This is a genomic window from Saccharothrix sp. (genome assembly GCF_031180885.1).
In the GTDB taxonomy this organism is placed as follows: Bacteria; Actinomycetota; Actinomycetes; order Mycobacteriales; family Pseudonocardiaceae; genus Actinosynnema.
This window is the reverse complement of record NZ_JAPSLK010000089.1, coordinates 1-20,048: the sequence shown is the minus strand read 5'-3', so window position 1 is coordinate 20,048 and position 20,048 is coordinate 1. Positions and strand designations below refer to the sequence as shown.

The 20,048-nt window shown below is 70.4% G+C and carries 26 protein-coding genes and 1 pseudogene; 12 read left to right on the top strand and 15 right to left on the bottom strand.

The window, feature by feature from the left end:
- Positions 1 to 825 precede the first annotated feature (825 nt).
- The 6 genes from RIN75_RS42140 to RIN75_RS42115 all read right to left on the bottom strand — a co-directional run bounded on the left by RIN75_RS42140 (position 826) and on the right by RIN75_RS42115 (position 5,459).
- Positions 826 to 2,187: a serine/threonine-protein kinase gene (locus tag RIN75_RS42140; protein ID WP_309117711.1), complete on the bottom strand. Its 1,362-nt coding sequence runs from the start codon at positions 2,185 to 2,187 to the stop codon at positions 826 to 828.
- A gap of 517 nt (positions 2,188 to 2,704) precedes the next feature.
- Positions 2,705 to 3,163 (bottom strand): ATP-binding protein, encoded by a 459-nt coding sequence (locus RIN75_RS42135; protein ID WP_309117710.1) that lies wholly within the window; start codon positions 3,161 to 3,163, stop codon positions 2,705 to 2,707.
- An 89-nt stretch (positions 3,164 to 3,252) separates the two neighbouring features.
- A complete protein-coding gene (locus RIN75_RS42130) occupies positions 3,253 to 4,005 on the bottom strand; it encodes a class I SAM-dependent methyltransferase (RefSeq protein WP_309117709.1) in 753 nt (250 codons plus the stop codon).
- A 37-nt stretch (positions 4,006 to 4,042) separates the two neighbouring features.
- On the bottom strand, positions 4,043 to 4,723 hold the full coding sequence (locus RIN75_RS42125) for a cytochrome P450 (RefSeq protein ID WP_309117708.1): 681 nt from the start codon (positions 4,721 to 4,723) through the stop codon (positions 4,043 to 4,045).
- A complete protein-coding gene (locus tag RIN75_RS42120) occupies positions 4,684 to 4,857 on the bottom strand; it encodes a hypothetical protein (RefSeq protein WP_309117707.1) in 174 nt (57 codons plus the stop codon). The genes RIN75_RS42125 and RIN75_RS42120 overlap by 40 nt, the downstream gene beginning before the upstream one ends.
- 149 nt (positions 4,858 to 5,006) lie before the next feature.
- Positions 5,007 to 5,459: a MerR family DNA-binding protein gene (locus tag RIN75_RS42115; protein ID WP_309117706.1), complete on the bottom strand. Its 453-nt coding sequence runs from the start codon at positions 5,457 to 5,459 to the stop codon at positions 5,007 to 5,009.
- 104 nt (positions 5,460 to 5,563) lie between these two features.
- On the opposite strand from RIN75_RS42115, the gene RIN75_RS42110 reads away from it, so the two are divergent.
- The 3 genes from RIN75_RS42110 (at position 5,564) to RIN75_RS42100 (ending at position 8,197) form a co-directional block, all read left to right on the top strand.
- The gene (locus RIN75_RS42110; protein WP_309117705.1) at positions 5,564 to 5,737 is read left to right on the top strand and encodes a hypothetical protein; all 174 of its coding nucleotides are present in this window, start codon (positions 5,564 to 5,566) and stop codon (positions 5,735 to 5,737) included.
- A gap of 79 nt (positions 5,738 to 5,816) precedes the next feature.
- Complete coding sequence (locus tag RIN75_RS42105) at positions 5,817 to 7,412, top strand: radical SAM protein (RefSeq protein WP_309117704.1); 1,596 nt, start codon at positions 5,817 to 5,819, stop codon at positions 7,410 to 7,412.
- The gene (locus tag RIN75_RS42100; protein WP_309117703.1) at positions 7,409 to 8,197 is read left to right on the top strand and encodes a methyltransferase domain-containing protein; all 789 of its coding nucleotides are present in this window, start codon (positions 7,409 to 7,411) and stop codon (positions 8,195 to 8,197) included. The genes RIN75_RS42105 and RIN75_RS42100 overlap by 4 nt, the downstream gene beginning before the upstream one ends.
- A gap of 164 nt (positions 8,198 to 8,361) precedes the next feature.
- Here RIN75_RS42100 and RIN75_RS42095 read toward each other — a convergent pair whose 3' ends face one another.
- From RIN75_RS42095 to RIN75_RS42080, 4 genes are all read right to left on the bottom strand, one after another.
- Positions 8,362 to 8,988, bottom strand: coding sequence for a hypothetical protein (locus RIN75_RS42095; protein WP_309117702.1), 627 nt, complete (start codon positions 8,986 to 8,988; stop codon positions 8,362 to 8,364).
- A complete protein-coding gene (locus RIN75_RS42090) occupies positions 8,985 to 9,995 on the bottom strand; it encodes a DUF3179 domain-containing protein (RefSeq protein ID WP_309117701.1) in 1,011 nt (336 codons plus the stop codon). The genes RIN75_RS42095 and RIN75_RS42090 overlap by 4 nt, the downstream gene beginning before the upstream one ends.
- Positions 9,996 to 10,112: 117 nt before the next feature.
- On the bottom strand, positions 10,113 to 10,370 hold the full coding sequence (locus tag RIN75_RS42085) for a hypothetical protein (RefSeq protein WP_309117700.1): 258 nt from the start codon (positions 10,368 to 10,370) through the stop codon (positions 10,113 to 10,115).
- Positions 10,371 to 10,375: 5 nt separating this feature from the next.
- A complete protein-coding gene (locus RIN75_RS42080) occupies positions 10,376 to 11,740 on the bottom strand; it encodes an FAD-dependent oxidoreductase (protein ID WP_309117699.1) in 1,365 nt (454 codons plus the stop codon).
- Between the two features lie 119 nt (positions 11,741 to 11,859).
- On the opposite strand from RIN75_RS42080, the gene RIN75_RS42075 reads away from it, so the two are divergent.
- On the top strand, positions 11,860 to 13,236 hold the full coding sequence (locus RIN75_RS42075; protein ID WP_309117698.1) for an NAD(P)/FAD-dependent oxidoreductase: 1,377 nt from the start codon (positions 11,860 to 11,862) through the stop codon (positions 13,234 to 13,236).
- 57 nt (positions 13,237 to 13,293) lie between these two features.
- On the opposite strand, the gene RIN75_RS42070 is transcribed toward RIN75_RS42075, so the two are convergent.
- From RIN75_RS42070 to RIN75_RS42060, 3 genes are read right to left on the bottom strand one after another with little or no spacing between them, the layout of a single operon-like run.
- The gene (locus tag RIN75_RS42070) at positions 13,294 to 13,680 is read right to left on the bottom strand and encodes a hypothetical protein (protein WP_309117697.1); all 387 of its coding nucleotides are present in this window, start codon (positions 13,678 to 13,680) and stop codon (positions 13,294 to 13,296) included.
- Positions 13,677 to 13,859 (bottom strand): DUF427 domain-containing protein, encoded by a 183-nt coding sequence (locus RIN75_RS42065; protein ID WP_309117696.1) that lies wholly within the window; start codon positions 13,857 to 13,859, stop codon positions 13,677 to 13,679. The genes RIN75_RS42070 and RIN75_RS42065 overlap by 4 nt, the downstream gene beginning before the upstream one ends.
- On the bottom strand, positions 13,856 to 14,023 hold the full coding sequence (locus RIN75_RS42060) for a DUF427 domain-containing protein (protein ID WP_309117695.1): 168 nt from the start codon (positions 14,021 to 14,023) through the stop codon (positions 13,856 to 13,858). Before RIN75_RS42060 ends, RIN75_RS42065 begins: the two co-directional genes overlap by 4 nt.
- A 96-nt stretch (positions 14,024 to 14,119) precedes the next feature.
- On the opposite strand from RIN75_RS42060, the gene RIN75_RS42055 reads away from it, so the two are divergent.
- From RIN75_RS42055 to RIN75_RS42020, 8 genes are all read left to right on the top strand, one after another.
- Positions 14,120 to 14,872 (top strand): Crp/Fnr family transcriptional regulator, encoded by a 753-nt coding sequence (locus RIN75_RS42055; protein WP_309117694.1) that lies wholly within the window; start codon positions 14,120 to 14,122, stop codon positions 14,870 to 14,872.
- A gap of 127 nt (positions 14,873 to 14,999) precedes the next feature.
- Positions 15,000 to 15,464, top strand: coding sequence for a hypothetical protein (locus RIN75_RS42050; protein ID WP_309117693.1), 465 nt, complete (start codon positions 15,000 to 15,002; stop codon positions 15,462 to 15,464).
- The gene (locus tag RIN75_RS42045; protein WP_309117692.1) at positions 15,461 to 15,757 is read left to right on the top strand and encodes a thioredoxin family protein; all 297 of its coding nucleotides are present in this window, start codon (positions 15,461 to 15,463) and stop codon (positions 15,755 to 15,757) included. Before RIN75_RS42050 ends, RIN75_RS42045 begins: the two co-directional genes overlap by 4 nt.
- Positions 15,750 to 16,469, top strand: coding sequence for a Crp/Fnr family transcriptional regulator (locus tag RIN75_RS42040; RefSeq protein WP_309117691.1), 720 nt, complete (start codon positions 15,750 to 15,752; stop codon positions 16,467 to 16,469). The genes RIN75_RS42045 and RIN75_RS42040 overlap by 8 nt, the downstream gene beginning before the upstream one ends.
- Entirely contained in the window at positions 16,466 to 16,921 is a 456-nt protein-coding gene (locus RIN75_RS42035) for a methyltransferase domain-containing protein (protein WP_309117690.1), read from the top strand. Before RIN75_RS42040 ends, RIN75_RS42035 begins: the two co-directional genes overlap by 4 nt.
- Before the next feature lie 590 nt (positions 16,922 to 17,511).
- A complete protein-coding gene (locus RIN75_RS42030; protein ID WP_309117689.1) occupies positions 17,512 to 17,856 on the top strand; it encodes a PadR family transcriptional regulator in 345 nt (114 codons plus the stop codon).
- Positions 17,853 to 18,431, top strand: coding sequence for a hypothetical protein (locus tag RIN75_RS42025; protein ID WP_309117688.1), 579 nt, complete (start codon positions 17,853 to 17,855; stop codon positions 18,429 to 18,431). Before RIN75_RS42030 ends, RIN75_RS42025 begins: the two co-directional genes overlap by 4 nt.
- A gap of 55 nt (positions 18,432 to 18,486) precedes the next feature.
- Positions 18,487 to 18,732 (top strand): hypothetical protein, encoded by a 246-nt coding sequence (locus RIN75_RS42020; RefSeq protein ID WP_309117687.1) that lies wholly within the window; start codon positions 18,487 to 18,489, stop codon positions 18,730 to 18,732.
- Between the two features lie 265 nt (positions 18,733 to 18,997).
- Here RIN75_RS42020 and RIN75_RS42015 read toward each other — a convergent pair whose 3' ends face one another.
- Positions 18,998 to 19,657, bottom strand: a complete 660-nt coding sequence (locus RIN75_RS42015) for a hypothetical protein (RefSeq protein WP_309117712.1) — start codon at positions 19,655 to 19,657, stop codon at positions 18,998 to 19,000.
- Positions 19,658 to 19,676: 19 nt separating this feature from the next.
- Positions 19,677 to 20,048, bottom strand: a pseudogene (locus tag RIN75_RS42010) (amino acid transporter); the annotation flags it as partial.

The window sequence follows — 20,048 nt, the reverse complement described above, 5'->3', positions numbered from 1 at the left end:
CCGCACCAGCGGCAACCGTTGGGACTGGGTATCGGATCGACGTCGCTGCCCTGCATCACATCACCCCTTCCGTCCAGGTAGTTGTACCCGAGGGGTACGACATTTTCGGCGCTCACGGCCGGATGCCGGCCGGTCGGCTTGCGGAGGACCGAAGGCGCTGCGATGCATGCTGATCCGGACGGGATCGATAGAAAATCGATAGAAAATGGGGCACACCCTCTACTCGCTAGTGCCCGTCCAGGCGCGGTCATGGTCGCCCATGGCGGGCGACACAGGTCCTGATGGTGTCCACCTGCACCGGGTCGATGCCGTTCACGCCCCTGCCAGCGAGGACCCGAGCCGCCGCAGAGGAGCACACCCCCGACGCCTGTCGTCCGGGCCGTGCGGAACAGCCAGCCCAGCCGCAGGGCGACGTCGTGGTCGGCGACCGCCAACGCCCCCCGACCGGCACACCGCGCCCCGATCGACATAAATGCAGGGCGCGCGACATCGACTTCGAAGCACTCGACAAGCAAATCCTCGCCTTGTTCGACCACCATCGACTCGCTCGAGCCACGTGAGCACGGCTGGTTTGGTGCCGTGGAGACGACCGGCGGTGAGGTGACTCTGGCGTACCTGGGCGAGCCGATCGTGCCGCCTGCGCGGGAAGTGGCCCGCTTCGCCCAGCGATTGCTAAGCGGCGAGCTTCCCGGAGAACCGCGGCCACCGGCTCGGCGCACCGCACCCCCGGCCGAGCTGCGGTCGTTGTGGGGAGTCCGCGGTCCCTGACTCCGCCGGCAACGGCACCGCACCCAGATGACCACCACAGAACCCAGGTTCCGCGGTTCAGCCGTCGCCTTCCTTCTTGTTCTTCTCCTCTTCCTTTTCCTTCTTCCTCTTCTCGTCCTCCTTGCCGCCGCCCTCCAAGCGTTGCGAGGACACCAGTTCGTCCGCGTCGATCAGCAGCCCGCCGTCACGCTCGATCAACCGGAGCTGGTGGGTTTCCCGCATCCAACCGCGTTCTTCGGCTTCGTACTCGAGACCGACGGTGACCGTGTCCGGGCCGGTCGCCTGCGGCGGTGAGGAGACGCGCAGTTTCTTGACCCGCTTCCAAAACTCGTCGTACTGGTCGCGGCCCTGGGCCTGGACCCTGGGTCCCAGCCGTGCCCACGCGCCCTCTGTGTCGGCGGGCAGCAGCGCGTAGTAGTCGGCCACCGCCCGCTGGAGCCGCTCGGGCGTGACCGCCGCGGTCGACGTGGTCGGCGTCGGGGCACTGGTCGTGGTGTCGGGCGCCCGGTTGGACAGCAGCACTGCCGCCACCACGACCAGCATCACCGCCAACGCGGCCACGCCGATCAGGACAGCCCGGTTGGCGCGCCGCGGCGGTAGTGGCGGAGTCGGGTGCAGGTCCAGCCGGGTCGGCGCGGCACGCAGGCGTTGCGCCACCTGCGCCATCGTCGGACGGGCCGCCGGATCGGTGCGCAGCATGTCCAGCAGCACCGGGGTGAGCGGCCCGGCGCGCCGCGGCGGGGCGAACCGGCCGGCGGCCACCGCGTGCAGCAACGCGATCGCGTTGTCCCCGTCCCCGAACGGCGGCGTGCCCTCCACCATCGCGTACAGCGTCGAACCCAGCGAGAACACGTCTGAGGCCGGACCGGGCTGGGCGCCCTGGGCGACCTCCGGGGCCAGGAACGCGGGCGTGCCGGCCAGCAGCCCGGTCCGGGTCACCGTCACGTCCCCGGCCGCGCGGGCGATGCCGAAATCGGTGATCTTGGCCGTGCCGTCCTCGCCCAGCAGGATGTTGCCCGGCTTGACGTCGCGGTGCACGATCCCGGCCGCGTGAGCGGCGGCCAACGCGTCCGCGACCTGCGCGCCGACCTCCCTGGCCTGCTCCGGCGGCAGGACCCGACCGCTCAGACCGGCCGCGGGCACGTACTCCATCACCAGCACCGGCGCGCCGTCGTCCTCCACCACGTCGTGCACGGTCACCGCGTTCGGGTGCTGGATCCGGGCCGCGATCCGCCCCTCCCGCGCCGCCCGACGCGCCACCTCCCCCGCGTCCACCCCGGCGGGCACGACCACCTGCTTGAGCGCGACCGTCCGCCCCAACCGCTCGTCGAACGCCCGCCACACCACCCCCATCCCGCCGACGCCGATCCGCTCCACCACGCGGTAGCGCCCGACGACCAGGCCACCCACCTCCGCCACCGGCTTCCCCGTTCCTCCAGACACCACGTCGAGTAGCCATTCGACACCGCCGGCAACCCTACGCGACGAGCACCGGCCAGTTGATCAACGGCGGACAGACGGGAAAGTCGAAGCGGTCCCTGGCCGCCGGGGGGTAGGGGCCAAGGACCGCGTTCACGGCTGGGAAGGGGGGAAGTCCCAGCGCGCAAAGTGTAGGCGGTGTTCGGCAGGCCCGCACCTGACACGTCGAGTTCGCGCTCAATCACGCACAGTGCCGCGCTGCGGTGAATCACGTCGACGAACCCTGGGTCGGGCTTCTCGAACAACGTAGCGTTTCAGCGACAACGCCAAGCACGACAACACGACCGCGAGCACCAGCGGCCACCACACCCGGTCCCCGACCGCCAAGACGACGTTGACGACAGCGGTCGCCAGGAGAACCGCGTTCAGGCAACGCAGCGGCCACAGCCTGCGGCGCCTACGGGTGTCCACTGGTCTCGGCCGCACAATCGATCCATCGGGTCACGCCGCCCGGCCGTTAACCGCGCGAATCGGCGTGCACCCCGACGTGTGACCCGCCAGGCCCGGCCAAGCCCGCATTTCCGCCCGATCCCAGCGCGAAGCGCCATCCGGACGTCGCCGGTTCCGCGCGCCGGGACCCGGGCGCGGAAACCACCGCCCAGACCGTGTTTCCGGCATCGTGACGCACAACGCCCCAGCTCGCACACACTTGATGCACTATCAGCAGGCCACGGCCACGACGGTCGGACACCCGCGAGGAACCCAGCACCGGCATCTCGTCCCGACTCCCGTCATCGACCTCCACCCGGACCTCACCACCCGTTCCCACGTCATCGCACAGCGCACGAGGAGGGCGGGCGTGGTCGAAGGCGTTCGCCACCAACTCCGTGCACACCAGCGTCACGTCGACCAGGAACTGCTCGCCGGCACCGGCGAAGATCTCTGCGAGCCAACGGCGGATCAACCCCAGCGGCAACTCTCCCTCGGACCACCTGAGCGCGGACGCCGACGGCGCGGTGTCCAGAGGGGCCTCTGGAGGCTCGCCTCCGAAACGTCCACTCCGGCCTACCCAGGACACCCCGACTTCTCAGGACGCTCTCGCCGGACCGTCGGATACCCGAGCCCTCGAAGCATCACACCCACGTTGCGGCGGCCGGCGCTTGTCTGACCGGGCACAAGGAGTGGATATGACCGTGACCGCAGGTCACGCCGCCTTGACCGCGGCGACGCGTTCGACGGTGCCCATTTGAAGCGTTCGGTGTGCCGGACCTGGAAGCCGAGGGTGGCGAGGTGCTGGAGGGGGCGGCGGGTCTGGTGGTCGCCGAGGGTGCGGACGGTGAGCTTGTCCAGCAGGCGTTGGCCGAGGTGGAGGAGGTTGTGGTGGCTGCCGATGTGGTCGAGCAGGAGGAGGGTTCCGCCGGGTCGCAGGACGCGGTGCATCTCGGCCGGCGCGGCGCGGTCGTCGGGGACGCCGCACGGGCCGAGCGTGCAGACGACGGTGTCGAAGGTGGCGTCGCGGAGGGGCAGGGCTTGGGCGTCGCCGACCTGGAGGCGCACGTCGAGGCCGTGTTCGGCGGCTCGGGCGCGGGCCTGGTCGAGCATGGCGGGGCTGAAGTCGAGGCCGGTGAGCCGGATGCCGGGCGGGTAGTGCGGGAGGTTGAGGCCGGTGCCGATGGCGACCTCCAGCACGTCGCCGGTGGCCCGGGAGCGCACCCAGGCCCGGCCGCCGCCGAATTGGATCTTCTCGAACAGGCCGATGTCGCGGTCGTAGCGGGCGGCGTACCGGTTCCACTTGTGGCGCACGGTGTTGTCGTCCATCGCGTCCTCCGGGGTCACCAGGTGACGGGCAGTGCGGTCAGCCCGCCGGTGGGACGGCCAGGCGCAGGGTCGGGAAGCGGGCGGTGAGCAGTTCCAGCGTGGTCTGGAGTTCTATGCGGGCCAATGGTGCGCCGATGCAGTAGCGGCTGCCGTGGCCGAACGCGAGGTGTCGGGTGGTGCCGCGGGCGATGTCGAGGGCGTCGGGGTCCGGGTAGGCCGCGGGGTCGTGGTTGGCGGCGCCGATGTCGAGCAGGACGAGGTCCCCGGCGTGGACGGTGACGCCGGCGATGTCGAGGTCGGTGCGGGCGTAGCGCGGGATCCCGCCGCCGCCCTGGCCGGGCACCCGCAGGAGTTCTTCGACGGCGGCGGGCATCAGATCCGGGTCGTCGACGAGGGCTTGCCACTGGTCGGGTCGGGCGAGCAGGTGTGCGACGGCCAGGCCGATCTGCACGACCGCGGTCTCGTGGCCCGCGAACAGCAGGGCCATCGACAGCATCGCGGCCTCGTCGTCGCTGACGCCCTCGGTGGCGCACAGGCGGGTGATCACGTCGTCGCCGGGTTCGCGCCGTTTGCGGTCGACGAGTTGCTTGCCGTACTCGAACAGCGCGCCGAGCCCGCGCAGGGAGCGCGGCCGCGCCGGAAGGCGTTGCGGAACGCAATAAAACAGGCCCGCCGGCGTCAGGAAGGCTTGCGGGCGCGGACGATCACGCCGGCGCACACGTCGTGCTGCCGCTCGGCCGGGATCGTCCGGCGCATCAGGTCCAGCACGTCGGCGTCGAACAGCGGGTAGAGCGCCACGTCGTCGATGCCGAACGCCATGCGCTCCGAGATCTCGATCGAAGCGAACCCCACCTTCGCCAGCTTGTGGGTGAACCCGCTCGCTCAGCGCCTCGGAGATGCAACCCGCCCACGCGCTGTCGCTGGTCAGCACCTCCGGCGGCAGGTCCTCCTCGACGGTCAGGCCGAACTGCCCTTCGCCGTGGTCGCCGATCCGACCGGGGCTAGCCGTCCACAAGCACCGGCGACTTGTCCACAGGGTGCTCAGGTGGTGCTGTCCGCTCGATGATCGGACACACCGCGGCCTCGTCGGCGACATCTGGCTGCGCGGTACAGGCCGTCTGCAGGGTGGCGCGCAGGGCGAGCAGGTCGGCGATCGTGGTGTCGATGTCGGCGATGCGGGCCTGGAGCAGCCGCCGGACGTCTGTGCAGGGCGCGTTTGCGCCGTCGTGCCTGGCCTGGATGACATCCTGGATCTGGGTCAGGGACAGGCCCAGCGCGCGGGCGCGGCGGATGAACACCGCCAGCTCGGCGGTCCCGGGTGCGAACAGTTGGTAGCCGGACGAGGTGTGGTCGCAGGCGGCGAGCAGGCCCTTCTCGACCCAGACCCGGATGGCCTTGCGAGTCACCCCTGTCGAGGCCGCCAGCTGACCGATCGTGAGTGTGTCGGTCGGCATGCTCCTCACCTCCTCGTGCCTCTGGGGTAAGTGTTGACCGTTCCCCAGGGGCACGGTTCTAGCGTCAATCTGGTCCCGTCGGATGGCAAGTGTGGAGGTGTGTGATGCTCCTGAGGGAAGGTGAGGTCTACCGCTGCCCGGACAACTCGTGCGGGTGCGAGGTGACCGTGACCAAGGGCGCCCCGGTCGGCTGCGCCGGCCGGCAGAACCCGACCTGCTGCTGCGGCAAGACCATGACGAAGGTGAGCGGAGCGTCCGAAGCAGTGTCGGCGGGCTGACACTCGCGCTGCGCCTGGGCATGATCGCTGGTGGGCTGATGCCCACAGGTGGATCACGACCGGGAAGCGGGTGCGGCCAGTGGTAACAGCCAAGCGGGATCGCGACGAGGTGTTCGTCGAGTACACCAAGAGCATCTGCCCGGTCTGCAAGGTCGTGGTCGACGCCCAGGTCAACATCCGCGACAACAAGGTCTACCTGCGCAAACGCTGCAAGGAGCACGGCCGCTTCGAGGCGCTGGTCTACGGCGACGCGCAGGCGTACCTTGCCTCGGCCCGGTTCAACAAGCCGGGCACGATCCCGCTCACGTTCCAGACCGAGGTCCGCGACGGCTGTCCGTCGGACTGCGGGCTGTGCCCGGAGCACAAGCAACACGCCTGCCTCGGGATCATCGAGGTCAACACCAACTGCAACCTGGACTGCCCGATCTGCTTCGCCGACTCCGGCCACCAGCCCGACGGCTACTCCATCACGCTGGAGCAGTGTGAGCGGATGCTGGACGTGTTCGTCGAGTCGGAGGGTGAGCCGGAGGTGGTGATGTTCTCTGGCGGAGAGCCCACCATCCACAAGCACATCCTCGACTTCATCGACGCCGCCCTGGCCAGGCCGATCAAGGTGGTCAACCTCAACACCAACGGCATCCGGCTCGCGACCGACAAGCGGTTCGTGGCCGCGCTCGGCGAATGCAACGGCCGGAGCGGCAAGCCGGTGAACATCTACCTGCAGTTCGACGGGTTCGACGAACGCACGCACCGCGAGATCCGAGGCAGGGACCTGCGGCAGCTCAAGCGGCGGGCGCTGGACAACTGTGCCGAGGCCGGCCTGACGGTGACGTTGGTGGCGGCGATCGAGAAGGGGGTGAACGAGCACGAGGTCGGCGACATCGTGCGGTTCGGCATCGACCACCCGGCGGTGCGGTCGGTGGCGTTCCAGCCGGTCACCCACTCCGGGCGGCACGTGGAATTCGACCCGCTGACCAGGCTGACCAACTCCGACGTGATCGAGCTGATCGCCGGCCAGTGCCCGGACTGGTTCCGCAAGGACGACTTCTTCCCGGTGCCGTGCTGCTTCCCGACCTGCCGGTCGATCACCTACCTGCTGGTGGACCGCAAGGCGGATCGCACTGATGTGGTGCCGATCCCGAGGCTGATCGACCTGGACGAGTACCTCGACTACGTGACCAACCGGGTGATGCCCGACCAGGCCGTGCGCGCCGCGTTGGAGAAGCTGTGGAGCGCGTCGGCCTTCATGGGCGCGGACACCACCACCCGCAGCCTGGAGATCACCGCCGCCGAGCTGGAGTGCGCGGCGTGCGGGATCGACCTGCCCCAAGCGGTCAAGGAGTTGGACGAGCGGGCGTTCATGATCGTGGTGCAGGATTTCCAGGACCCGTACACGCTCAACGTCAAGCAGTTGATGAAGTGCTGCGTGGAGGAGATCACGCCGGACGGTCGGATCATCCCGTTCTGCGCCTACAACTCCGTCGGCTACCGCGAACAGGTCCGCGAGCAGATGTCCGGTGTGAAGGTCGCCGACGTGGTGCCCAACGCCATCGAACTCCAGCCGCTGGTCACCGAGTCCCCGTACGGCTCGAAGATCGCAGGCAATGGTAACGGGCGTCGGCCCGCGACCGCACCCGACACCACCAACGTCGGACAACCGGCGGTGGAGCGGTGACCACACCGGAGGAGATCAAGTCCTGCTGTGCGACCGCGTATGGGCAGGACGCGGTGGCGCTGGTGCTCGGCGAGTCCTACCACCCCGGCGGGCTCGCCCTCACCCGGAGACTCGCCGACGTCGTCGGGCTGCGCAGTGGGCAGCGGGTGGCCGACATCGCGTCCGGGCCAGGGGCGACCGCGTGCACGCTGGCGAGCGAGTATGACGTCCGTGTGGACGGCGTGGATCTCGGCAGGGCGGCAGTGGAGCGTGCGCGTGCCGCGGCGGAGAAGGCGGGGCTCGCGGGGAAGATCCGGTTCCACCTCGGCGACGCCGAACGCCTTCCCTTGCCCGACAACACGTTCGACGCGCTGGTGTGCGAGTGCGCGTTCTGCACGTTCCCGGACAAAGGGAGCGCGGCGGCCGAGTTCGCCAGGGTGCTGCGGTCCGGCGGCCGCGTCGGTATCACCGACGTCACCGTGGCCGAGACCGGGCTGCCACCGGAGTTGACCACGCTGGCCGCGTGGGTGGCCTGCATCGCCGACGCCCGCTCGGTGCGGACCTACACCGAGATCCTGGCCGGCGCAGGGTTGCGTACCGTGCGCACCGAGGCCCATGACGACGCGCTCGCGCGGATGATCGACCAGATCGAGGCCAGACTGGGCGTGCTGCGCATGACCGCCACCGACCGCCTGACCGAGGCCGGCGTGGACACCGACGCCGTGCTGCGCTACACGGCGCTGGCCAAGCAGGCCGTGGCCGACGGGCTTCTCGGTTATGCACTCCTCATCGCGGAGAAGCCATGACGTATCTGCCGTCCTGCCGGAGAACGCGACATCGCTGGACGTCTTTCGCGCCTATCCGAACACGGCCCGGCCGCTGGTGGATTACCACCAGGTGCTGCTGCGCGGCCCGTCGCCGTTGACCGTGGCCGAGCGCGAGTCGGATCCGAGCGACGCCTGACGCGTCCCTACAGCCGACGGGTGCCCCACACCAGCGTGGCGGCCAGCAGCACCAGCGACAGCGGGTAGAACAGGATCCGTAGCGGCACCACCACGGGAAGCACCACCGCAGCCGTGCTGCTGCCCAGCACGAGCAGGAGTGTCGGGACGCAGCAGGCGAGGCCGGTGAGCAGCGCCGGCAGCGCGGCCAGCAGCCGCCCGTAACCGGTGCGTCGGCACGACCCAGCTCGCGCGGCGTAGCCAGCCACGGCGAGGTTGAGCCCGACCAGTGCGGCCAGCAGGCCGCCGAGGACCAGATTGAGCGGGCTGACCAGCGCGGTGAGCTGCGGCAGCGGGTGCGCCGCGAGGACGGGCTCGAACAGGTAGGGCGCCCGCACGCGGAACATCCGCTCGGTCCAGTCCGGGACCATCTCGACCCACGAGCCACGCGCCGCCCCGGTACGACCGCCGATCACGATGTCGCCGATGGCCCACAGGTACAGCACCAGCGCAACAATCGACGCGATGATCCCGGCCCACCGGTGGCGGCGCACCGCGAGCGCGGAACGGACTCGTCGGGGTGTGGCACGGACGGCGGCCAGGGCCGCGTCTGCGCCGTCGCCGACCCTGGCCACCGCGGTCCCGATTCGGTTCACCGGACGACCTGGGTGTCGGGGTGGAAGGCGTACCAGGCGAACCACATCGCATCCAGCACATCCACCGTGTCACCGGCGCCGGTGACACGGGCGGTGTCCAGGGCCTCGTCCCACACGACGGTGAGCCGTGTGCCGTCCACCGTGACGGGCACGGACCTGTCGCGTCGCACGAACTCCCGATGGACCGCGACCCTCGCCTCACCAGCCTTGATCCCGATCACGATCTCCTTGTCGGGGAACCGGTTGTCCGTGGCCAGCACGGGAAAGAACGGGCCGCCCTCGACGTAGTAGCCGGAGCGCCGTGGGTAGGAGCCGTACGGATCGCTGCCGTAGCTGCGCACCGCCCCGGTCTCGGTGGACAACACCACGGTGTCGGGATGCGTGGTGCGCCACGCCTTCCACGACGACCACACCAGCGGCACGGTGCCCAGGCGCTGTCCCTTGTGGTGTCCCCGGATCGCGGTGCCGAGCAGTTGCGGCCACTCCGAGTCGGTCTGCCGGTCGTACATCAGCAGGTTGGAGTTGACCAGGTTGCCGGTCGTGCCGAAGATCAGCTCCGGGCCGTCGCGCACGCCGGTGAATCCGATCACCGTGCCGGTCAGCGGGCAGTAGGTGACGGCGAGCCGCTGCCCGGCCACGGTGTCGTTGACGATCTCGTGCCACACCAGCACCAGCTGCGGATAGGCCCGGACCTCGCCCCGGTGGATCAGGCCGAACACGGGCTCGTCGTCGGTGAGGAAGTCCGCTCGGCCGGCGGGAACGAACCGGGGATGGTCGATCGGCGGGATGCCGTCCTTGCCCGGCCCGCCGGAGGTCATCGCATCCGCCAGCGCCTCCAGCGACGGCGGTTCTCCGGGAGGTAGTGGTGTGCGGGGAGTCGCCCCGTTTCCACCGTTCGACGGCCACAGGGCCACAGCGCCGGTGGCGGTAAGCGCACCGAGGCCACCGAGCACGAGCGCGCCCTTGAGGACCTGCCTGCGGGAGGACGTCCGTGGTTCGACGCTCATCGGGCACCACCTCCGTTGCGGAGCCCAAGCCCTCATGGAACGTCTCGCGTGCCGGGCACGGGCGTGCACTGTCAGACAGGTGACACTGTCGGGCGTTGACGCACCGACGGCACGTGCCTATGCGTCGGGGACGGCGAGTAGCTGGTGCACAACCCTGACCGGATCGGGACCGGTGACGTCGGGTGAATCGAACAGGTCGTTCCAGCGGCCCTCGAACCGGCTGACCCAGCGCAGCAGCCGGGTGAACCACAACCGCAGCAGGTCCGGCGACTGCCCTGCCTGCCGCAGCCGCTCACCGAGCGGCTCCAACGGGAACAGCGTTTCCACCACGTCGAACGCGATGACCAGCGGACGGACCAGCTGGCGCTGCGGCACGGCGATCACTTCTCAGGAGTGGCGGGGCGTGCGGTGCGTCCACCGTAGCCGTCGAAGAACTGCGCCGCCGCCTGCTGCACCGCGATCGACCAAGTCGGGTAGGCGTGCACGGTCTGGGCGAGCCGGCCGGTGAACATGCCGGTGCGCATGGCCAGCGTGGGTTCGTGGATCAGCTCACCCGCCCGCCGGCACATGATCGTCGCGCCCAGCAGTCGGCCACCGCCGAGGTTGCCGAGCAGCGGGCGGGGACCGGCGAGGAGTTTGACGAACCCGCGGGTGCGGTCGGCAGCAATCGCGCGATCCACTTCCGACATCGGGAGGTACGCCACCCGAGCCCGCCGGTCGGTGACCTCGTGCTCGGTCGTGCCGACGGTGGCGATCTCCGGGTCGGTGAACACCACCCGCGGAATCGCGGTGGAATCGAAGGAGGGACGGCGGGATCGGCGCACCGCGGCGCCGATTGCGATCCGGCCCATCGCGTAGGCGGCGTGGGTGTGCGGGAACAGCCCGGTCACGTCCCCTGCGGCGTACACGCCGTCGGCGGTGGTAGCCATGTGCCGGTCGACCGCCACGAAGCCGCGCTCGTCGGTACGCACCCCGGCCGCGTCCAACCCCAGCCCGGCGGTGTCCGGTCGCCGTCCGACCGCGACGAGCAGCCGCTGCGCCGACACCTCCGTGCCCGCGCTGGTGCGGAGCACGACCCGGCCGTTCTCCGTCGATGCCGCGGTGACCTGGGTGTCGGTGTGCACGGTGATGCCCTCGGCGGCGAACACCTCGGCGAGCAGCTCCGACGCCTCCGGCTCGACACCGGGAAGCAGGCGGTCCGCGGCCTCCACGACGGTCACCGCGACGCCGAGCCGGGCGAACGCCTGGGCCAGCTCGCAGCCCGCCGCACCGCCACCGAGGACGGCCAGCGACTCCGGTGCCTCGGTGAGCCCGAAGACGGAGTCCGTGGTCAACACCGGGAGATCGGCCAGCCCGTCGATCGGCGGCACCAGGGGCGAGGCGCCGGCGGCGATCACAATCCGAGCGCTCCGCACCCGCCGACCGTCCACCTCAAAAGTGTCGCGACCGGTGAAGCGGGCGCGCCCGCGCAGCACCTCGATGCCCTGCGCGCGGAGCACGGTTTCGTCCTCGGTGGCGGCGATCCGCGCCACCGTGGCGCGGACCCGCGCCATCGCCTCGGCGAACGACGCGCCGTGGGCGGCGGCTTCGATGAGGGTCTTGGACGGTACGCAGCCGGTGAACGTGCAGTCCCCGCCGATCTCGCCGTCGGCCACCAGCAGCACGTGGGCCTCGGCGCGCACGGCGGCCTGGGCGGCGGCCAGCCCGGCGGCTCCGCCGCCGATCACGATCACGTCGTAGTCCACCCCGGCAGCGAACCAGAGACCCGCGTCGCGGGCAGTGGCGTTGTCACTCCGCTGACACTCTGCGCTGCCCGTGGCCCGCACCTGTGGTGCGCTGGGGGTGACGCCGAAAGGGGTGAGCCGTGGCCGTGGAAACCGTCGATGTCGTGGTGATCGGGATGGGGCCGGGAGGCGAGGACGCCGCGGCCCGGCTGGCCAGGGCCGGGCTGACCGTTGTCGGGGTCGAGGCCCGGCTGGTCGGCGGCGAGTGCCCGTACTACGCCTGCGTGCCCACCAAGATGATGATCCGCGCCGCGGACGCGCTCGGCGAAGCCCGTCGCGTCACCGAACTGGCCGGCGAGGCGCGGGTGCGGCCGGACTGGGCGCCGGTCGCCGCCCGTATCCGGGCCGAGGCCACCGACAAATGGGACGACACCGTCGCGGTCGAGCGGTTCGAGAAAGCCGGCGGCCGATTCGTCCGCGGCCGGGCGAGGCTCACCGCGCCCGGCGAGGTGACCGTGTCCGCGGCGGATGGTGAGCGGCTGTTCCGCGCCACCACGGGGATCGTGCTCAACCCCGGCACCGAGCCCGCCGTCCCGCCGATCGACGGCCTCGCTCACACGCCTTTCTGGACCAACCGGGAAGCGGTCGCGGTCGAGCAGGTGCCCGAGTCGCTGATCGTGGTCGGCGGCGGCCCGGTCGGGGCCGAGTTCGCGCAGGTCTTCGCCCGCTTTGGCGCCGATGTGACGGTGGTGGAAGCCATGCCACGATTGCTGCCCGGCGACGAGCCCGAGGCGGGCGACCTGCTCACCGAGACCTTCCAGACCGAGGGCATCGGCGTCCGCACCGGCGCGTCCGCCGAGCGGGTCGACCACGCGTCCGAGCGGTTCACGGTGCGGCTCGACAACGGTGAGGCGCTGACCGCCCGGCATCTGCTGGTGGCCACCGGCCGCCGCACCGATCTGGCCGCACTCGGCGTCGGCGCGGTCGGCCTGGACGAACAGGCCCGCACCATCACAGTCGACGAGCGGATGCGCGCCGCCGAGCGGGTGTGGGCGATCGGAGACGTCACCGGACACGGCGCGTTCACCCACGTGTCGATGTACCAGGCGCGGATCGCCGCCGCCGACATCCTCGGCGACGACGGCGAGACCGCCGACTACCGGGCGGTGCCTCGGGTCACGTTCACCGATCCCGAGGTCGGCTCGGTCGGCCTGACCGAGGCCACCGCCCGCGAGCGCGGACTGCGGGTGCGCACCGGCCTGGCCCACATCCCGTCGTCCGCGCGGGGCTGGATCCACAAGACCGGCAACCACGGGTTGATCAAACTCGTCGAGGACGCCGACCGCGGCGTGCTCGTCGGCGCCACCTCAGCCGGCCCGGTCGGCGGCGAGGTGCTCGGTGCGCTGGCCGTCGCCGTGCACGCCGAAGTACCGACCGAGCGGCTGCGACAGATGATCTACGCCTACCCGACGTTCCACCGCGCGATCGAGGACGCGCTGCGCGACCTCACCGGCTGACGCCCTGGCCGCTCGACCACCGTCGCGGTCGCGTCGTGTTCGGTGCGTCGTGCTCGGTCATGCGAAGGTGCCCAGCCAGGTCGTCAGCGCGTACAACGCGACATAGGTGCCCACCGCGACGGCGAGCACGGCGAGCAGCCGCCACCGCCAGCGGCGCACACCCGCGACGCTGCACTGGTTGCGGCGTCGTAGCGACCACCAGACCAGCCCCGCGAGCACGGCGAGCCCGCCCAAGCGGAACCACCAGGCGTGGTTGTCGTAGAGGTCGGTCGCCCACGCGAACGCCGTCCCCGCGCTGACCAGGCCCAGCAGCGCGAGCACCGTGGGGCCGACACAGCACAGGATGCCCACCAGCCCACCGGTCAGACCAATCCGCCACACCGGCAGCCGATCCGCCTTCAGCGCCCCGCGGGAGATGCCCGTCGCCGGTAAGGGCTCGCTCATCGCCTGCCACCCAACCACGCCGACAGGCGGTCGAACAGGCCCCGGCGTCCATCCTCCGGCTCGCCCTCGATCCCCACGCCGTTCCAGAACGCCACATGGCCGCGGATCCGCCGAGCCAGCGGGCTGGGCCTCGCGTAGTACCAGGCCGCGTCCGGGTTGACCTCACCGTCGACCGTCACCGTGTAGTAGCGGGCCAACCCCTTCCACAGACACACCGACTGGTCGGGCTCTCCGCGACGTACTCCCGGCGCACCGACTCCGGCGGGAAGTAGTGGTTGCCCTCCACCCGCACCGTCCGCGGGGCCTCGGCGAGCACCACGCCGTTCCACACAGCACGCATCATCGACCGCTCCACCTCCGTCACGACCAGGGTGCCATTCCACCCGGTCCACGGCCCTGGGCGCGGCACGAATGTCAGCGCGGTGACACCATGACCGGTATGGCCCTCTCCCGACTGCCCTGGTCCGACCCCGCGCGGGCCGCGCTGGACCAGGCGATGCGGCTGCTCGGCACCGCCGGAGCCGATGACATGGCCATCCGGCAGGCCGCCTGGGTCGCCCGCTGCGTCGGCCGCGGCGAGGCCGCCCCGCTGACCCCCGACGCGCTCACCGCGCTGGCCGCGACCCTGCACCAGGACCGCCTCGAACGCGGCGCCGTGATCTTCCACGGCGGTCAACCCACCACCACGGTGTGGATCGTCCAGCACGGCCGGGTCGAACTCTCGGTCGGCTCCGGGCGACGCCGCACCGTGGTGGGAGTACTCCGCCCGGGGGACGTGGACGGCGACATCCAACTCCTGTTGGACATGGCCCTGCCCTACACCGCCCGCGCGCTGGACGACACGACCGTGCTCTCGCTGGCCGCCGCCGACTTCGAACACCTGCTGGCCACCAGCCTGCCCATCGCGCGACGCTGGCTGTCCAGCGTCGCCCAACGCTTGGCCGCCAGCCAGATGCGCCTGCTCGGCCTGCTCGGGCACACCCTCACCGAGCAAGTGGCCCGGCTCCTGCTGGACGAAGCCGTCGACGGTCAGGTCTCGCTGCCCCAGCGCACCCTGGCCGCGATGCTCGGCGCGCAACGCCCCTCCCTGAACAAAATCCTCAAAGAACTCGAACGCGAAGGACTCATCGGCGTCCGCTACGCCGCCATCGACATCCTCGACGCCGACACGCTCGCCAAACGCGCCGGATGATCTTCCACGTCACGATCCGGTGACACCGACGCGTTGTGTAACCGAGGTAACCGACCAGGCCTGCATACCGGACAAAGCTCGCCCCGCGCCGCCGATCCCCGGCGGTGAAAAATGGAAGGAGCCGATCGTGTCCGCAACCGCACACCCCACAACCTCGGGACTGGTCTCCCGCGCAGGGAGCGGAGCCGTCGCCGGGATCGCCGGGGGCATCGTGTTCGGCGTGCTCATGGCCATGATGGGCATGCTGCCCATGGTCGGGATGCTCATCGGCGTCGACAACGCGATCGTCGGGTTCCTGGTCCACCTGCTCAACTCCGCGATCATCGGCGCGTTGTTCGGGCTGCTCGCGCACGGGATCGCCGACAGGATCGGGCCGGTGCTCGGCGCCGGCCTGGTCTACGGCGTCATCTGGTGGGTGCTCGGCGCGTTGCTGCTCATGCCGCTGTGGCTGAGCGTGACCGCCGACCCGATGATGCGCGACATGGTGTTCGTGATCGGGACCGACCAGTGGCTGAGCCTGATGGGCCACGCCATCTTCGGCCTGGTCACCGCCGCCGTGCTGTACGGCCTGCGGCGCCGCGCCCGGTCGTGACGACCGGCGGCGACGATCCGCGGGGGCGGCCGACGCTGCGGATCTACGTCGCACCCGGCTGCGCCGGCTGCCACACCGCCCTGGGCCTCGCCGAGGCGGTGCGACAGGCCCGGCCCGACCACACCGTCGAGGTGATCGACCTGGCCGACCAACCCGATGCGCCGCTACCGCCGGGAGTGATCGGCACACCGACCTACGTCCTGGAAGACGAGGTGATCTCACTGGGCAACCCGGACTGGGAGGACCTGCTGTGCCGGCTGGACACCGCCGCCACCCCGGGTGACGATGACTGACCTGATGCCGCCCGCAGAACTCCCGGCCGACGAGCACTACTGCCTGGCCGAGGTCGACCTGTTTCGCGACCTGTCCCGCCGCGAGATGGCCGCGCTGGGCGCCCACGCCCCGATGCGCACCGTCCCAGCGGGACAGGTCGTCTACACCCCGCTGCAGCCCTCCGCAGTGCTGTTCATCGTCAAACGCGGCCGGATCCGCCTGCACCGGATCGCCCCGGACGGCCGCAGCGTCACCACCGCCGTGCTCGGCCCCGGCACCGTGTTCGGCGAGATGGACCTGCTCGGCCTGCGGATGCGCGCCACCTGGGCCGAAGCCCTCGAAGCCTGCGAACTGTGCCTGATGAGCCGCACCGACGTCCAAGAGCTGCTGTTCACCGATCCGCGCATCGCCCTGCGCATCGCCGAACAGCTCTCCACCCGCATCGCCGACCTCGAAGACCGCCTCACCGACCTGACCTGCAAAGCCCTCGGCGAACGCCTCGCCGCCACCCTCTGCCAACTCGCCCGCCACACCCCCGACGAGCCCATCCGGCTCACCCACCAGCAACTCGCCGCCCTGGTCGGCGCCACCCGCGAACGCACCACCACCGCCCTCGGCGAACTCGCCAAACACGACCTCATCCACCTGCGCCGAGGCAAGATCGTCATCCGCGACCAGGCCCGCCTGGCCGCCCTAGCCGACGGCGCCCACCCACCGTCGCCGACCGGATGAACACCACCGAGCAGACCTGGCGCACCTACCTCGCCGCCTACCACGACGACCGGCCGGCCATCACCGAACGCCTGCTGGGCCTCGCCGGCTCGTCCCTACGAATAGCTGGTGGAACCGCTCGACGAGATCGGAGCGATACTGGACCTCGCCTGCGGCTCAGCTCTCACCCGGCCGTTGCTGCCCGCTGCCCGGTGGATCGGACTGGACTTCTCCGCCAACGAACTCCGTACGCCGCCGCGGACGACCGCACACCGCTCGTCCGCGGCAACGCGAACGCACTCCCCACCGCGACCGGCCCCATCACCGCTGTCTGCGCCGCCCTGAGCCTGCAGGTCCTCACACCGCCCGACACCGTCCTGAGCGAGGTGCGCCGCGTCCTCAAGCCGGACGGGGCGCTGGTGGCGCTGGTGCCGGCACGACCCGGCCTGCGATCGAGCGGACTGCTCCGCTGAAGCCGCATGCTCCGCACGCTCGGCGTGCCGACTGGAATAGCCCAACCCGCAGGCGACCAACAGCCTCGCCCGAACCTACGACGGCACGGCTTCCACACGGGTGTCCGACAAACGCTGCGATTTCACGCTCACCATCGACAGCGACGAGGACTGCCAACTCATCATCGCTCCTGGTCGTCGCCACGGCGAGGTAGCTGCGGCCAGGTGTGCGGGGTCCACGGACCCTCGAGCCGGGAGCATTGCCTTCAGCGGCACGGCCTGGTTGGCCCGGGCCGGGGCTCGCTATGCACGGGTGGCCTCACAGCCCCCTTGTCCGTCTCGAAGGAGATCCCGCGATCTTCACCGAGAACATGCCCCGCCCCGTGAAGCCCGTCATCGGCGAATGAACCGGCGACCGAAGACCGAGAACGGCTGCCGTTGTCGCCCCGCAACAGGTTGACGTTCGCCTGGTGCAGCCCGTTGCGCTAGCCGGAAACGCAGCGACAGCACGGTTGCCGTGTGGCCGACGACGGGATAGCCGGTCCCCGGCGCCGTGGATCGGAACCGTCAGCTGTATTGAACTCTACCTAGCGCCTAGATAGAGTTAGACCATGTCTTCCGCCTCCGCGCCGCGCATGACCCAGCCGACGAAGGCCGTTCTGGCCGCGCTCCTGGCCGACGCGGCGCGCGAACAGTACGGACTCGAATTGGGCGCGGCCTCGGGCCTTCCCAGCGGGACTGTCCATCCCATCCTTGCCCGGCTGGAGGCAGTGGGTTGGCTGCGGAGCCGGTGGGAGGACGTCGATCCGTCGGCGACCGGACGCCCTCGCCGACGCTATTACCGCTTGACCCCCGAAGGGGTTGTCCTGGCGGGTGCCGCGCTCAGGAGGAGCGAAGCAGCCAAGGCCAAGATCGTCGCGCGCGTCAGGCCCAATCTGCTCGGAGGTGCCGTGTGAGGGCGGACGCGAACAGCAGGGCGCGATCAGGCGACGACCTGCCGGGCGAGTTACTCGTCGGCATCGCCATCCGGGTGCTGCCCGGCGAGTGGCGTGCCCGTTACGCTGAGGAATTCCGCGCCGAACTGGCCGACCTACGGGGATGGCAGCGACTCGGGCACAGCGCCAGGCTGTTGACCACCTCCTGGTCCCTCCGGCGCAGCCTGCCGGTCTGGCGGCCGCCGACGCGCCAACGATGGCAACGCGTGGTCGCATCTGCCGCGTCGATTCTGGCCATCGTCTTCGCGGGAGCTGTCATCGTGGCTCGCTACGCCGAGCCCGGGGAGGCCTTGTGGCCGGTGACGGAAACCGTGTATGCCGACCAGGCCCGTTCGACCGCAGCGGCGCTCCTAGTGCAGATCGACCTGGAGATGGCCTGGGCCGCTATTCGCGAGGAACGCTGGACTGAGGCGTACCACCATCTCGATCGGGCGGAGATGTTTTTGCGCTCCGTGCTGTGGAAGGACGGTTACGGTGTCCTCACCAACAGGCACGAGGCCCTGGTCAGGCATTTGCGGCTTTGGTCGGTGAGTTGACGAGGACGCCGCGCACCCGACAGCCCGCACCGTCGCAGGGAGTGAGGTGATCGTGATGTCCGTCGACAAGTCGTTCGGGTTGCTCCGGTACATCCTGGAGGACAGCGCTCGGACTTGGCGGACGGTGGTTCTGCTGGGTGCCCTGACGGCGGCTGCGGCCGTGGTGGCGACACTGCTGGTGCTCGCGTTCCAGTCGACCGGTGCGGCCATCGCCGCGGGCACCGGCTGGGCCACCTGGATCACCGCTCGGCGGCTTCCCCGACGAAAACCCGCACGAGTCGTCCGAAGATCGGCGGGTTGACCGGCTCACCGGTTCGTGGCTGAACTGGGGTCGTCGGGCGGGGTCGTGGAAGCGCCACGACCAAGACGGTCTCCGCCCGCCCGCCGGGTGAGCGCGCCGTGGACCAACGTCCTCAGCAGTAGTTGGCTGATCTGTGTATCCGAAAGTGGCGGCCAGGTCGCCACCAGCCGCTTCACGCAGTTGTCGATGTCGGCAGTCACCGCGCGATCGTGGGGCGGTGTTCAGCCGGGTGCTCAGCGCTCCTCGACTCCCCTGAACGTCGTGGCTACAGCAGGCGGTCCTTGGCGCCGGCGGCTTTGGCACGCACGGCGGCGGTGAACATTTCGTGCAACGCCTCGCTCCGGCGGTCGACGGCCTCGTCCGTGTCGTCGTCCTGGTCAAGGTCATCGTCCTCGTCGAAGTCGTCGTCTTCGTCGAGGTCGGCGTACGAGCTGTGGACCAGCTGGCATCCGTGAATTCCGCTGAGGAGGTCTTCGAGGAGATCATGTGCCGGACGCCGCGGGTCCAACGCGGTGATGCGGATGGGCATCAACTGCTCGCGAAGCTCTTGGTCAGCGCCGTACCGCTCGGCGAGGTCGTCTGCCTCCTCGATGCGTTCCAGCAATGCGGATGGGTCCGGCAGACGTCCCTCAGCCACCGCCATCGCCTCGTCGATCAGGTCGAGAACGACCTCGCGCGGAGATTCGCCCGCGTTGAGGCGCTCCAGGACCAGCGTGGGCGTCTCCACCGGCAATGCCTCGATGTCGTCGGCCTCCATCACCACCTCGGTAGGATCGCCGCCGGACACCTCGGCCGCGACATTGGCAGCGGCCTGAAGCCAGTGGGCTGCGGCCACCGCGGCAGCGGTGGGATCGACGTCCTGGAACAGCCGCCGTGTCCCGAGCGGCTCTTCGTGCAGCAGGGCGTCGGCAGCGGCGACCTGCACGGGTGAGGCGTCGGCCCGGGTCCACCCAGCGGTCGATCGCCACCGGCTCGGACAGGAGTTGGACCACGCCCGCGCCGACGATCACCGCGTTGAGCGCCAGGAAGATCGCGACCAGCGGTATGGTCACACCGACCGCCTCGCTGAAGCCGAGCAGGAACACCCCGCCCAGCACCAGCAGCAGCACCACGGTCACCAGGACCTCGTGGCCGTGCAGGAACCCGGGCGCGAGCGGGTTCTCCAGCAGGTGCACGGTCGCGTCCGCCGAGGACAACGTGATCGTGATGATCCACGACGTGGCCACGAACCCCAGCAGCACGAGCACGAAGATCTTGCCGCGCCAGAACGGCAGCAGGTCCTCCAGCATCGCCACCGAACCCTGCCCGTGCGGGCT